Below are 14,041 nucleotides of genomic sequence, written 5' to 3'. Positions count from 1 at the left end.
GCATTTCGGCCAAGAATGCGCCGACCCGCCGCGCGGGGATCTCAGCCGGCGCGCGCCAGGCCGTGCGAGGGATCGTTCATCGCGGCCTCGCCCACCGCCTGGGTCAGCACGCGGCCGACCACGCCCTCCGGCGCCAGCACCCGGATGCTGCCGCTGCGGAAGGCGTCCAGCAGGCGCTCGGCGGGCAGCGAAAAGGCTTCCTGGCGGCTGCTGCCGGCGAAAATGAACAGCGTGCGCAGCGGACTGACCCAGGCCAGGCGCAGCTTGCGCACGCCGGTCTCGCCCTGCAGCTCGAAGCGCATGCCACGCTCGAGCGCTGCCAGCTGGGCCGCCACCGGGTCACGCGCCGCGTCCTCGTCGGCCACGCCGGCCTGCTCCAGCGCGATGCGGCGCAGCGCGTCCTGCTGGGCGGCCTCGACCGCCAGTTCCAGCTGGCGCTCGGGCGAGACCTCGAGCGGCGCGCGCACGATCGAGGCGTGGTACTCGGCCAGTTCGGCAAAGAACTGGAGGCGCTCGGCGTCCTGCCACTTGACCGCATCCAGCCACCGGTTGAGGGCGGCCAGCAGCGCCGGCAGGCGCTTGATGAGGGCCTGGCGCTGTTCCTGGGTGGCTTTCGGCTTCACGCTCCAGATCAGGTCGTCCATGGCACGAGTGGCGTTGTCGACCGCGCCCGGCTTGCCATCCTCGATGGTGTAGGCCAGGGTCAGGACCGGGGTCCAGCGCTGTTCCAGGAAGCTGCTCACCAGGGCCACTACCTGCTCGCCGGCCAGGGCCAGTCGTAGCGCGACCGCCTTGTGCGCCGAGCGGGCCGCGGCCGCGGCCTTTTCCTGGCGCGTGGCGCGCGCGATCGGCCCGGCGATGGCAGCCTGCTCGGCCTGCTCGCGCTCGGCGATGCCCGCTTCCAGCTCGGCCACGGCCGCGGCGAAGGCCTGCACGCTGTCCCCTGGGCGGGCGGCCCCGCGCACCTTGTCGACGCCGCGCCGCATGGCGTGGTAGAGGGGGTCTTCCGGGCTGGCGCCCTGGCCCCAGCCGGCCTGGGACAGCAGGTCGAGCATGCGCCGCGCCGGGTGCGTCTCTTCGAAGAAGAAACTGCGGTCCTTGAGCGCCGCGCGCAGCACCGGCACCTGCAGGAAGGCGATCAGCTCGCGCGTCTCCTGCGGGATGCCGTCGTCCAGCAGCACCGCCTCGAAAATCCGTGACAGCAGGTCGAGCGTGGTCTCGTCGCCGCGCGACAGGCTGCCCTGTGGCAGGCTCTGCTTCAAGCGCGGCAGGTAGAACACCTCGTGCGCGGTGGATGCGCCAGTGCCCTGGGCGGCGGGCAAGTCTGCCGCCAGGGACTCGAGGGCCTCGGCCAGCGGGACGGAGCGCGCGGCGGCCGAGGTGGCATCCGGATGTCCGAAGGGCGCTGCGTCCGAAGCCGTGGCCGAAGCCGGAGCGCGCGCCGAGGCCGGGCGGTGTCCCGCTTGTCCGGGCACGGGCCCGGCGCCAGCACCCACCGTGTGGGCAGGTGCCGCCGGCTGGATGGGCGCCTGCAGCGTGCCGGCGAAGCCGGGCGCCGCGCTCGGGCGCCAGCCGCCGCTACCCTGTGGCAAGTCGGGAATCAGGGGGATGGCAAGTTCATCGCCCGCTCCCCCATGGCTGCCATCGTCGGCGCCGAACAGCTGGCGCAGCTGGCGCGAGACGGCGGCGTCGCGCCGTGCGCGGGCCGCGCGCGCGGCCGCGCTGTCATCGGTCTTGGCAAAACGCGCTTCGCCGTCGCGGCCACGGACGGGCTTGAGCCGCTCCCCGAGGGCGTCGAGCATCGGCCCTAGCTCGAACACGATGCCGGGCCGCAGCAGCGGCAGCACCAGCGCGTGCGCGTGCGGGTCGGGCTCGAATTCCTGCCAGGCTTCGCGCAGGGCGCGCAGGAACACGTCGGGGCGGAAGGGATTCTGACCAGCACGCACCAGCTCGCGTCCGAGCAGCAGGCCAAGCCGCACGCCCAGGCCGGCCAGGCGCTCGGACTGCTGGAGATCGAAGGGCCGGCTGATCGCCGCGAAGGCCAGCTGGCTGTCGATTTCCTCCATTGGCACCAGGCTCAGGGCCTGCGGCGCTGCTTGCGCCGGCCTGGGTCCGGGCGCAAGCAGCGCGATTTCGCGGCGCAGGGCGAGCTCGATCCCGGTCGAGGCCAGGTGCACAAAGGCGTAGGCATTGTCACGCAGCAGGTTGCCGGAGCGGATGCGGTGCGCTGCCTCCTGCGGGGCCAGCGTGGCGTCGGTCATGTCCAGCAGGGCCGCGCTCATGCGCCTGACCGTCTCCATCAGGCCATCGCCGACGTGCTGCATCGCCAGCGCGACGAGCGCCTCCAGCGTCGCCTGCTGGGTGGCGGCGGCCTTGCGGACGGCAGGAGTCTGGGCAGTGTTCACGGCCTTGGACGGTAGGGAAGATCGATCGCTCTATTGTGCCACATTATTGCCATATGGCAATAGCAAAGTTGCCGATCCGGCTTGATCCAGCGCCGGACCGGGGCGGGCGGACACATCCACCCTGCCAGGCCCGAAATATTCCTTGAGTATGTCGGTGGCTATCCTACACTGGATCACGCCGTGGTCCGATACCGATTCAGCAACACGAGCAGCATGATGGGTCGACCGGAAATGCTGCGCTAACGATACGCAGCTCGGCAAGTAGGAAACAATCCACTCTGAAAGGAAATACCATGGCCTCGAATCAAGGTAAGTCGAAACAGGGCGGCAGCTCGCAGCAGCATGCCGAAGCAGGCCGCCAGGGCGGCAGCAAGCAGTCGGGCTCCGGCTCGGGCTCGCGCTCCGGTGGCGGCGGCGGTACCCGTGGCGGCACGCCGGAGCAGCATGCCGAGGCTGGCCGCCAGAGCCACAAGAACGACAAGAACCGCTGAGCGCCCGGCATTCCCGGCGCCGTTCATCGTCCAGTCGAAGCCCACCGCTTGCGGTGGGCTTTTTTGCGCCGCTCGAAGCGAGCCCGGCTCAGATATTGCGCAGTACCGCGCCCTTGGGCGGGCGGAAGTCGCGGACCTCGTTGACCAGGCCGGCGATCTTGGCATCGCGCGAGTTCAGGTGCAGGTCGGAGTACTGGTGGATGGCCCACTGTTCCGGCGTCAGTTCGATGCTCTTGCGCAGGATCGATTCGGTGCGGGCGTCGTCCGCGCGCAGGCCCTCGACAATGATGTTCAGGGCGTCCGGACGGGAGCCGGGCGAAGCCGTGGCATGCGACTTGTGCACCATGAAGCGCGCCGTCTCGCTGCAATAGCGCTCGCTGCCCGCCAGGAACAGGGTCACCGCGATCGAGGCCACCGCACCGCCGTTGTACATGATGAACTTGATCGGCGAGTTCGCGAGGAAGTTGTACAGGCACAGGCCATCGCTGACATAGCCGCCGTTCGACTGCACCAGCACATGGGCGGTCTCGATGCCATCTTCGGTCATGATGGCGACCGCTTCGAACATGCGGTGCACCATATCGCTGTTGACGTCGCCCGACAGCGTGAACCACGCCTCCTTGACCTGCTGGTCTTTGTCTTCGCTCATAGTTTTTCCCACTGCAAAGTGTGTCCGACAAGTGTAGCAAAACCTGCCAGCCATCCTTGCCGACGCCGGCCCAATAGTGCGCGGCAATAAATTGCGGGCTTTTCCCTGCCGCCGCGAGCGTATCTGGTTGACACCAGGCGGAGGCTGGCATATTCTCCGCAGTCTTGACCGGGAGAGCGCAGGCATGCCTGCCGCCGAAGGGGCACTACCCACAAACTCTCAGGCAAAAGGACTGGTCAGGGGGCGGCAGCGCAAGGCGCGGCCCGCTCACACTCTGGAGAGCGGCCCCGCACACACGGGGCCCACCGAAGGGGCAGGCGGCGCATGCCGCTATCTCTCAGGTACCAAGGACAGAGGGGATACAGGCACCCGCGCGGGTGCGCGCCCCCAATTCACTGCCCGAGGATTCCATGACGCTCAAAGCGACCCCGCTCAATTCCGCACACCGCTCCCTGGGAGCCAAGATGGTCGACTTCGGCGGCTGGGACATGCCGGTCAACTACGGCTCCCAGATCGAGGAGCACAACGCCGTGCGCAACGACGCCGGCATGTTCGACGTCTCGCACATGTGCGTGGTGGACCTGAAGGGCGCCAACGTGCGCGCTTTCCTGCGCGGCCTGCTGGCCAACAACGTCGACAAGCTGCAGGTACCGGGCAAGGCCCTGTATTCGGCCATGCTGAATCCGGACGGCGGCGTGATCGACGACCTGATCGTCTATTATTTCAGCGAAGACTGGTTCCGCCTGGTCGTCAACGCCGGTACCGCCGAGAAGGACGTGGCCTGGATGACGCAGCAGAACGAAGCCAGCGGCGCCGGGGTCGGCATCACCCAGCGCCGTGACGGCAATGATCCGATCGCCCTGATCGCGGTGCAGGGCCCGAACGCCCGCGCCAAGGTCTGGCAGGTGCTGCCGGGCACCCAGGCCGCTACCGAACCCCTGAAGCCCTTCAACGTCGTGATCGTGCCCGACACTCCGTTCGGCGAAGTGATGGTGGCCCGCACCGGCTACACCGGGGAAGACGGTTTCGAGGTCGGCGTCCCGGCATCGCAGGTCGAGGCGCTGTGGAACGCCTTCGCCGCCGCCGGCATCAAGCCGGCCGGCCTGGGGGCGCGCGACACCCTGCGCCTGGAAGCCGGCATGAACCTGTACGGCCAGGACATGGACGAGAGCGTCAATCCGCTCGACGCCGGCATGGGCTGGACCGTCGACCTGGTCTCGGAACGCGACTTCATCGGCAAGAGCGCGCTGCAGGCCAAGGGCCAGCAGGCCAACTTCGTCGGCCTGATCCTGCGCGAGAAAGGCGGCATCCTGCGCGCCCACCAGAAGGTCATTGCCGCATCCGGCAACAGCGGCGAAATCACCAGCGGCACCTTCAGCCCCAGCATGCAGCAGGCGATCGCGCTGGCGCGCGTGCCGCTGGACGTGGCCGTCGGCGACACCGTCCACGTCGAGATCCGCGACAAGAAGCTGGCAGCCTCCGTGGTGAAACTGCCGTTCGTGCGCAACGGCAAAGTCCTCGCGAGCTGAAACAGAATAACCAGAACAACCGTTTATACTATCCGCCTCACCACACTGGAGCCTTACCATGAACATTCCAACCGACCTGAAATACACCGAGTCCCACGAGTGGGTGCGCCGCGAGGCTGACGGCAGCCTGACCGTCGGCATCACCGAATACGCGCAGGACGCGCTGGGCGACATCGTGTTCGTCGAACTGCCGCAGGTCGGCAAGGAATTCACCGCCGGCGACGACGCCGCCGTGGTCGAGTCGGTCAAGGCCGCCAGCGACATCTATGCCCCGGTGTCGGGCACCGTCACCGCCGTCAACCAGTCGGTGGCCGACTCCCCGGACTCGATCAACAGCGACGCCTACGGCGCCTGGCTGTTCAAGCTGGCACCAAGCGACGCCGGCGCGGTCGACAAGCTGCTGGACGCGGACGCGTACGGCAAAACGACTGGCAACTAAGCCGGCAATGCATCACGGTGCGCCTGCGGGCGCACCGGTTGTCTCGCGGTTGCGCCCCGATCTGGCGCATGCTCCCCTCCCCGATCTTCTCCTGAACTGACCATGACCCGCTCCAGCCTCACTCAACTCGAAGCGCGCGACTCCTTCATCCCGCGCCACATCGGCCCGTCCGAATCCGAACAGGCAGCCATGCTGTCGACCCTGGGCTACGCCACGCGCGCCGCCCTGATCGACGCGGTCGTGCCCGCGAACATCCGCCGCCAGGACACGATGGACCTCGGTCCGTTCGTCGAACCGCGCAGCGAAGAGGACGCGCTGGCGACCCTGAAAGCGCTGGCGTCGAAGAACAAGGTCATGAAGTCGATGATCGGCCAGGGCTACTACGGCACCCACACCCCGAAGGTCATCCTGCGCAACATCTTCGAGAACCCGGCCTGGTACACCGCCTACACCCCGTACCAGCCGGAGATCTCGCAGGGCCGCCTGGAAGCGATCCTGAACTTCCAGCAGATGATCACCGACCTCACCGGCATGGGCATCGCCAACTCGTCGATGCTGGACGAAGGCACCGCCGCCGCCGAGGCCATGACCCTGCTGCAGCGCGTCGGCAAGTCGGCCTCGAAGGTGTTCTACGTGGCCGACGACGTGCTGCCCCAGACCCTGGAAGTGGTGCGCACCCGCGCCGAGCCGATCGGCGTCGAAGTGCGCGTGATCGCCGCCGGCGAGATCGAGAAACTCGAAGAGACCTGCTTCGGCGTGCTGCTGCAGTATCCGGGCGTGAACGGCGAAGTGCGCGACTACCGCGCCGCCGTGGAGCACCTGCATGCCGCCGGCGCGATGGTCGTGGTGGCCGCCGACCTGCTGGCCTTGACGGTGCTGGAAGCCCCGGGCAGCTGGGGTGCCGACGTGGTGGTGGGCAACAGCCAGCGCTTCGGCGTGCCGCTCGGTTTCGGCGGCCCGCACGCCGGCTACCTGGCCACCCGCGACGAGTACAAGCGCTCGATGGCCGGCCGCCTGGTCGGCGTGACGGTAGACGCGCAGGGCAACCAGGCCTACCGCCTGGCGCTGCAGACGCGCGAGCAGCACATCCGCCGCGAAAAGGCAACGTCGAACATCTGTACCGCCCAGGTGCTGCTGGCCGTGATGGCCGGCATGTACGCGGTCTACCATGGCCCGCAAGGCCTGAAGAACATCGCCACCCGCGTGCATCGCCAGACCACGATCCTGGCGCGCGGCCTCCAGCAGCTCGGCGCCGACGTCCTGAACACCACCTGGTTCGACACCCTGACCGTCAAGGGCGATGCCGCGGCACTGCACGCCGCCGCCGAAGCGGCCGGCATCAACCTGCGCCGCATCGACGACGGCCATGTGGGCATCTCGCTGGACGAGACCACCACCCGCGACGACCTGGCGGCGCTGTTCGCCGTCTTCGGCAACGGCCAGAGTGTCGACATCGAGGCCCTGGATGCGGACGCGCAGGACGCCTACCCGTCCGAGCTGGCTCGCACCACCGCCTACCTGACCCACCCGACCTTCAACCGCTACCACGCCGAGCACGAGATGCTGCGCTACCTGCGCTCGCTGGCCGACAAGGACCTGGCGCTGGACCGCACCATGATCCCGCTCGGTTCGTGCACCATGAAGCTGAACGCGACCTCGGAGATGATCCCGGTCACCTGGCCGGAATTCTCGAACATCCACCCGTTCGCACCCGACGACCAGACCGTCGGCTACCGCGAAATGATCGGCCAGCTGGAAGCGATGCTGTGCGCCGCCACCGGCTACGCGGCGATCTCGCTGCAGCCGAACGCCGGTTCGCAGGGCGAGTACGCGGGCCTGCTGGTGATCCAGAAGTACCACCAGTCGCGCGGCGAAGGCCACCGCAACATCTGCCTGATTCCTTCGTCGGCGCACGGCACCAACCCGGCCTCGGCCAGCATGGTCGGCATGAAGGTCGTGGTCACCGCCTGCGACGAGAACGGCAACGTGGACCTGGCCGACCTCAAGGCCAAGGCCGAGCAGCACAGCAAGGACCTCGCCTGCGTCATGGTCACCTACCCGTCGACCCACGGCGTGTTCGAAGAGGGCATCAAGGAACTGTGCGAGATCGTGCACCAGCACGGCGGCCAGGTCTATGTGGACGGCGCCAACATGAACGCCATGGTCGGCGTGGCCGCGCCGGGCGCCTTCGGGGGCGACGTCAGCCACCTGAACCTGCACAAGACCTTCTGCATCCCGCACGGCGGCGGCGGACCGGGCGTCGGCCCGATCGGCGTGGGCGCCCACCTGGCCCCGTTCCTGCCGAACCAGCTGTCGACCGGCTACGTGCGCAACGAAGCGGGCATCGGCGCGGTCAGCGCCGCAGCCTACGGTTCGGCTTCGATCCTGCCGATCTCGTGGATGTACATCGCGATGATGGGCGCCTCGGGCCTGACCGCGGCGACCGAAGTGGCGATCCTGAACGCCAACTACATCGCGCGCCGCCTGGCACCGCACTACCCGGTGCTGTACACCGGCCACGACGGCCTGGTGGCACACGAGTGCATCATCGACCTGCGCCCGCTGCAGGACAAGACCGGCATCTCGAACGAGGACGTGGCCAAGCGCCTGATGGACTTCGGCTTCCACGCCCCAACCATGAGCTTCCCGGTGCCGGGCACGCTCATGATCGAGCCGACCGAGTCGGAATCGAAGGCCGAACTGGACCGCTTCATCGAGGCGATGATCACCATCCACGCCGAGATCGTGAAGGTCGAGCGCGGCGAGTACGACAAGATGGACAACCCGCTCAAGGGTGCCCCGCACACCGCGGAGGTGGTCACGGCCGATGACTGGGCCCACACCTACACCCGTGAGGTGGCGGCCTTCCCGGTGGCGTCGCTGCGCAAGAAGAAGTACTGGCCGCCGGTCGGCCGCGCGGACAACGTCTACGGCGACCGTAACCTGTTCTGCGGCTGCGCGCCGATCAGCGACTACGAGTAAGGCGCGGCGGGCGGCCTGGCCGCCCTGCCCCCTGCATGCTAGTCGCGGCTTGCGGCGAGGCGCAGGTGGGCGCGCTCATGACGGCGGCGTTCCCTGGGCAAGTCGCGGGCAGCGCCGCTTTCCTTTTGGTGCAGGGGGATGCGTGCCGCGGCCAGGGAAACCGGCGCCGGCGCCTCCGGTTCGTCCAGCCTGAACGCGGCCATCGTGCGCGACAGTGCCAGCGCCTGCATCTGCAGGGCGCGCGCGGCGGCCGCGGCTTCTTCGACCAGCGCGCAGTTCTGCCGGGTGACTTCATCCATGCGCACCACCGAGCGGCTGACCTCGGCCAGGCTGCCAGCCTGGTTGGCGCTGGTGCCGCCGAGTTCGGCCAGCACCGCTTCCATCGCACGCGCCGAGCCGGCCGCGTCGCCAATGCACGCTTCGGCGGCACTGGCTTGGGTGGCGCAGCCTTCGATCTCGGCGACGGTGCGCTCGGCCAGCGCACGCACTTCGCGCGCCGCGTCCGCCGCCTGCCGCGCCAGTGCACCCAGCGTGTCCGCTGTCCGGCCATCATCCTGCGCGCGGCCCCGGTCCCGCTCGATCGCCGCGCCCAGGGCGAGCGTCCCGGCCTCGCTGGCCAGGCGGTCGACCGTGGCTGCCGCTTGCGCCGCACGCGCCGCCCCTTCCCGCACCCTGTCCAGGGTGGCCCGCATCTGCTCCACCATCTGCTCCACCTTCGCGCCGCTCTCGCGCGCGCTGCCGGCCGCCTGTTCGGCCAGGCCGCGGGCCGCCAGCGCACCGGTCGCCGCCACGGTGACCGAGGTGGCCAGCTGCTGCATCGAGGCCGCCGTTTCTTCCAGCGAGCGGGTGCGAAAGACCGCGCGGCTGTGCATGCTCAGGTTGCGCAGCGTGATGTCGCGCGAGGCGCTGCCGATCGTACGCGCGGATTCCGCCACCGTGCGCAGGGTGCCGTTCAGCCTGCGAATGCCGGCCTCCAGCGCGCGCGAGGTGTCGCCGATCTCATCTGCACCATGGACACGCGGCGCAATGCTCAGGTCGCCGGCGGCCAGGCCCTGGGCCGCCGTGCCGATCGCTTCGATCTCGTCCAGCAGCACGCGCCGTACCGCCATCGAGATCGCCAGCGAGACCGCCACCGCGAGCAATACCACCACCGGCATCAGGGTGGTGCTGACCCGGAACTCGGCGGCCGCGATGCTGGATGCCTCCTCGGACAGCGCACGCTCGAGCGCGGCCAGCATTTCCATGCGCTGGACCAGCACGCCGAAGGCGGCCTCGGCCTTTACCATGGCGTTCGCGCCGATGGTCTCGTCGGCATGCGCCAGTTCGACTACTTCACGCACTTCACGCACATAACGGCGATAGGCCAGCGCCGCGTGCTCGACGTGGCGCCGTTCCAGGCTGGCCGGGGCGGTCTGGCGTTCCAGCAGCGCGAGGCCGCGCTCGATTGCCGCGTGCTGGCCGTGGACCGCGCCGATCAGGTGTTCGATGCGGACGCGCGAAAAACTGCTGCCCAGCCAGGTGAGCAGCTTGTAGGTATCGGCATGGACGCGCTGGGCCGAGGCCGCCATACTGGTCGCGCTGCGCATCTGCACCGCACGCGTGCCGACAATCGTCTGCAGGGACTGGTGCTGGCGCAGCATGACATGGTAGGCGCCGCTCGACAGCATGAGCAGCAGCAGGAGGACCACCGCCGGTGCGAGCAGCAGCTTGGGACCGATCTTCAGGCGCGACAGCATGGTTCAGGCCTGGCGCTGCGGGACGACGGCGGAAAATGACTGGCGGGTGGTGACAGGACCCTGCATGCTTGCCTCCCGATCGAGAATGCTGTCCGTTTAGTTTCCTAAACGCATTCTTCGGAATCTACGCCTTCGCTGGCGTCACAGCTTTGCGTCCAGTCAAACCGGGTCCGCCAATGCACCATGCATGGGCGAAACAGATGCTTACCATTTTGATACAGTTGCCAGTCTGCAATCCTGTATTCTCGCGTCACCGGACAACACGAGGACAAGCATGCACCCCCATCACTACATGGCCGCCGTGGCACTGCTGGCGATCGGCGCAGCCCAGGCACAGGAAAACGCAGCGCTCCTGAACCAAGCGCCCGCCACCGCAACAGCCGCGCTGGAAGCGGCCACCGGCGCCCGCTTCGGACCGCTGGCGGAAGGGTTCAAGCGCTATTCCCCGCTCTACGGCGGCAACGAGGCCGCCAACCCGAACGACCGCCTGTTTACCGGCTTTCGCACCGACCCGCGCCTGGTCATCGGCTACGCCTTCAACTCCTACCTGGCGCTGGAAGCGGGTTATGCCCACCTGAACGACCAGGGCTTCCACAAGATCGTCGCCAACAGCCCGGTCGAGTCGGCCATCGCGGCGGGGGCGCTCGGCGTGGCCAGCAACACGACCTATGTCTCCGCCAGGCTGACACTGCCGGTCAACGACCGCCTGACCGCCTACGGCAAGTTCGGCATCGCCCATAGCCAGGTGAAGAACGACGGCTTCGTCACCCCACAGGGGGCGGCGGCCCGGGCCGCCGGCAGGCAGGACGGCGTGTTCGCCGGCGAATCGGCCACCGGGCCCTACGGCGCGCTCGGCGCGAAGTACAAGCTGAACGACCGCGCCACGCTCAGCGGCGAGTACCGCGTGAACGGCAGCGCCAGCAAGTTCGCCGCGTCGAACGCGGGCGGCCTGAAAGGAAGTGTCGGCATCGGTTTCTGAGCCCGGTTTTCTTCCGGCGTCCTGGCGGCGCCGGTTACACTAGCGGGATGGACACCGGGACGACGACCCTCCGCACGCGCATCGGCGCCACGCTGCGCCGCCAGCGCCGCCTGCTCGCGCTGGGCGCCCTGTCGCTCCTGCTGCACCTGGTCGTGCTGGCCTGGATGGATGGGCGGCTAGTCGTGAATCCGCCACCATCGCCCCTGTCTTCGGCCGCGACGGCGCTGGCGGTGCGGCTCACCGCCACGGCGCCGGCCGCCATTCCACCCGGGCAGCCGGCGGCGCCGCTGCCGCCCATCCCGCCCATCGAGCCGATTCCGCCCATCGTGCCCATCGCGCCCGGCACGCCGGCCCCGGCCACGCCCGCGGCGGTGCAGGCTCCCGCCGCCGATGCCACGCCGGCCGGCGTGGAAAGCTTCCAGATGCCCAGCCGCTACCGCGTCGTGATGCCACCCAGCGTGCGCCTGGTCTATGCGCTGCGCGATGGCGCCGGCCGGCCGGACGGCGAAGCCAGCCTCGACTGGGAAACCGACGGAGTACAGTACCGGCTCGCGCTGGACGGCGTGGCCGGCAGCATCGAGAGCGAAGGCGGTACCGACGATGCCGGCATCGCGCCGCAGCGCGCCCGCTACCGGCATGGCGCCGGCCGCGCGGCGGTCGCCTTTGCGCGCGAGCGGGGGACGATCGTGTTCGAGAGCTTCGGCGGCAGCGCACGCGACACCCCCGGCAGCCAGGATGGCGCCACGGTCCTGATGCAGCTGGCCGGCATCGGGCTGGCTGACCCGGACCAGCTGCAGGGCGAAGTCGAGATCTACGTCGGGCGCGCCGACGCTGCCGCCGTGGAGCGCTTCGGGGTGGTGGGGCGGGAACGACTGGTCACGGCGCTGGGCGAGATCGAGACCCTGCACCTGGTCAGGACGGGCGCGGCGCCGCTGGAGATCTGGTTGGCGCCCGCGCACGGCTGGCTGCCGGTGCAGCTGCGCGCGCCGGCACCCGGGGGCGGCATGCGCACCCAGGTCATCCGGGAAATCGCGAAGAGTGGCTAGGGCGAACGGGCTGGCCGTCCGCCCCTAGTGTCACGCCGTCACGCCATCACGCCATCACGCCATCACGCCAGCCTGGCCGCGTGCTCGCGGGTGGCGTGGAAGGTCAGCTTGGGCCAGCGTTCCTGGGTCAGGCGCAGGTTCACGTTGGACGTGGCCAGGAAGGCCAGGTTGCCGGCCGCGTCGTAGGCCACCTGGTGGCCGAGCTGGTTCTCGAAGTCGGCCAGCGCCTTCTTGTCCTCGCTCGAGACCCAGCGCGCGCTCGAGATGCTGCTGCCCTCGAACACCGCGTCGACCCCGTACTCGTTGAGCAGGCGGCTGGCGACGACCTCGAACTGCAGCACGCCGACCGCGCCCAGGATCAGGTCCGAGCCCAGCACCGGCTTGAACACCTGCACCGCGCCCTCCTCGCCCAGCTGCTGCAGGCCCTTGTGCAGCTGCTTGACCTTCAGCGGATTGCGGATGCGTACCGTGCGGAACAGGTCCGGGGCGAAATACGGGATCCCGGTAAAGGTCAGCAGCTCGCCTTCCGAGAAGCTGTCGCCGATCTGCATGTTGCCATGGTTCGGCAGGCCGATGATGTCGCCGGCATAGGCTTCTTCCACCTGTTCGCGGCTGGAAGCCATGAAGGTCACCACCGAGGACAGCTTCACGTCGCGGCCGAGGCGCAGGTGCTTGACCTTCATGCCCTTCTCGAAGCGTCCCGAGCACACGCGCAGGAAGGCGATGCGGTCGCGGTGGGCCGGGTCCATGTTGGCCTGGATCTTGAAAACGAAGCCCGAGAAGCGTTCTTCTTCCGGCTTCACCGCGCGCACGGTGGCATCGCGCTCGCGCGGGGCCGGGGCCCAGTCGACCAGCGCCGACAGGATCTCGCGCACGCCGAAGTTGTTGATGGCCGAGCCGAAGAACACCGGCGTCTGCACGCCGGACAGGAAGCGCTCCAGGTCGAACACGTGCGAAGCGCCGTGCACCAGCTCCACTTCCATCTTGAGCTGCTCGATCTCCAGCGGGAACATCTCGGCCAGCTTCGGGTTGTCGATGCCCTTGACGATCTCGAAGGCGCCGTCGGCGCGTTCCTCGCCCGCCTTGAACAGCATGATCTCGTCGCGCAGCAGGTGGTACACGCCGCGGAAGTTCTTGCCCATGCCGATCGGCCAGGTCACCGGCGCGCACTCGATCTTCAGCACCGATTCGACTTCGTCGAGCAATTCGAGCGGATCGCGGGTCTCGCGGTCCATCTTGTTCATGAAGGTGACGATCGGCGTGTCGCGCATGCGGCAGACGTCGAGCAGCTTGATGGTCTGCTCTTCCACGCCCTTGGCCGCGTCGATCACCATCAGGGCCGAGTCGACCGCCGTCAGGACGCGGTAGGTGTCTTCCGAGAAGTCCTGGTGGCCCGGCGTGTCGAGCAGGTTGATGACGTGCTCGCGGAACTCGAACTGCATCACCGAGGACGCGACCGAAATGCCGCGCTGCTTCTCGATGTCCATCCAGTCCGAGGTCGCGTGGCGCCCGCTCTTGCGGCCCTTGACGGTGCCGGCCAGCTGGATCGCGCCCGAGAACAGCAGCAGCTTCTCGGTCAGTGTGGTCTTGCCCGCGTCGGGGTGGGAAATGATGCCGAAGGTGCGGCGGCGCGCGACTTCGCGCGCGAGCGAACCGGCGCGGCTGCCCTGGCGGCTGGCGTCGCTGCCGGCCTGCCCGGTGCCGTCTTCCATGGCGGCGGCGGGAAGTTCGGCGGGAAGTCCGGCTGGAGATTCGGCGGGGAGATCGGTATCGTTGGCCATAGAT

At 68.7% G+C, this 14,041-nt stretch carries 10 protein-coding genes and 2 riboswitches; of the genes, 6 read left to right on the top strand and 4 right to left on the bottom strand.

The genetic code is table 11. The annotated features are described in order from the left end of the window. Positions 1 to 41 precede the first annotated feature (41 nt). A complete protein-coding gene (locus LE190_RS05750; protein ID WP_225237776.1) occupies positions 42 to 2,405 on the bottom strand; it encodes a DUF1631 family protein in 2,364 nt (787 codons plus the stop codon). A 293-nt stretch (positions 2,406 to 2,698) separates the two neighbouring features. Between LE190_RS05750 and LE190_RS05745 the strand changes: the two genes are divergently transcribed. Beyond that, the gene (locus tag LE190_RS05745; RefSeq protein ID WP_225237775.1) at positions 2,699 to 2,896 is read left to right on the top strand and encodes a hypothetical protein; all 198 of its coding nucleotides are present in this window, start codon (positions 2,699 to 2,701) and stop codon (positions 2,894 to 2,896) included. Positions 2,897 to 2,984: 88 nt separating this feature from the next. Here LE190_RS05745 and LE190_RS05740 read toward each other — a convergent pair whose 3' ends face one another. Next, the gene (locus LE190_RS05740) at positions 2,985 to 3,545 is read right to left on the bottom strand and encodes an ATP-dependent Clp protease proteolytic subunit (protein ID WP_225237774.1); all 561 of its coding nucleotides are present in this window, start codon (positions 3,543 to 3,545) and stop codon (positions 2,985 to 2,987) included. Between the two features lie 159 nt (positions 3,546 to 3,704). Then, a riboswitch (glycine riboswitch) is annotated at positions 3,705 to 3,790 on the top strand. 19 nt (positions 3,791 to 3,809) lie between these two features. After that, positions 3,810 to 3,909: riboswitch (glycine riboswitch) on the top strand. Between the two features lie 46 nt (positions 3,910 to 3,955). On the opposite strand from LE190_RS05740, the gene gcvT reads away from it, so the two are divergent. The 3 genes from gcvT to gcvP all read left to right on the top strand — a co-directional run bounded on the left by gcvT (position 3,956) and on the right by gcvP (position 8,495). Next, positions 3,956 to 5,074, top strand: a complete 1,119-nt coding sequence (gene gcvT / locus LE190_RS05735) for a glycine cleavage system aminomethyltransferase GcvT (RefSeq protein ID WP_225237773.1) — start codon at positions 3,956 to 3,958, stop codon at positions 5,072 to 5,074. Positions 5,075 to 5,132: 58 nt separating this feature from the next. After that, entirely contained in the window at positions 5,133 to 5,513 is a 381-nt protein-coding gene (gene gcvH, locus LE190_RS05730) for a glycine cleavage system protein GcvH (protein ID WP_225237772.1), read from the top strand. 102 nt (positions 5,514 to 5,615) lie between these two features. Further along, positions 5,616 to 8,495: an aminomethyl-transferring glycine dehydrogenase gene (gene gcvP, locus LE190_RS05725; RefSeq protein ID WP_225237771.1), complete on the top strand. Its 2,880-nt coding sequence runs from the start codon at positions 5,616 to 5,618 to the stop codon at positions 8,493 to 8,495. Between the two features lie 38 nt (positions 8,496 to 8,533). Here gcvP and LE190_RS05720 read toward each other — a convergent pair whose 3' ends face one another. After that, positions 8,534 to 10,231, bottom strand: a complete 1,698-nt coding sequence (locus LE190_RS05720; protein ID WP_225237770.1) for an MCP four helix bundle domain-containing protein — start codon at positions 10,229 to 10,231, stop codon at positions 8,534 to 8,536. 274 nt (positions 10,232 to 10,505) lie between these two features. On the opposite strand from LE190_RS05720, the gene LE190_RS05715 reads away from it, so the two are divergent. Further along, positions 10,506 to 11,210 carry an outer membrane beta-barrel protein gene (locus LE190_RS05715; protein ID WP_225237769.1) on the top strand — a complete coding sequence of 235 codons (705 nt, stop codon included), beginning with the start codon at positions 10,506 to 10,508 and terminating at the stop codon, positions 11,208 to 11,210. Positions 11,211 to 11,257: 47 nt separating this feature from the next. Further along, positions 11,258 to 12,256, top strand: coding sequence for a DUF3108 domain-containing protein (locus tag LE190_RS05710; protein ID WP_225237768.1), 999 nt, complete (start codon positions 11,258 to 11,260; stop codon positions 12,254 to 12,256). 62 nt (positions 12,257 to 12,318) lie between these two features. Here LE190_RS05710 and LE190_RS05705 read toward each other — a convergent pair whose 3' ends face one another. Beyond that, positions 12,319 to 13,968 carry a peptide chain release factor 3 gene (locus LE190_RS05705; RefSeq protein WP_225238061.1) on the bottom strand — a complete coding sequence of 550 codons (1,650 nt, stop codon included), beginning with the start codon at positions 13,966 to 13,968 and terminating at the stop codon, positions 12,319 to 12,321. Between the last annotated feature and the right edge of the window lie 73 nt (positions 13,969 to 14,041).

It is taken from the genome of Massilia hydrophila, from assembly GCF_020208145.1.
Classification (GTDB): Bacteria; Pseudomonadota; Gammaproteobacteria; order Burkholderiales; family Burkholderiaceae_D; genus Telluria; species Telluria hydrophila.
Note: the sequence above shows the minus strand (reverse complement) of the source record. Positions and strands in the feature narration are given on the sequence as shown.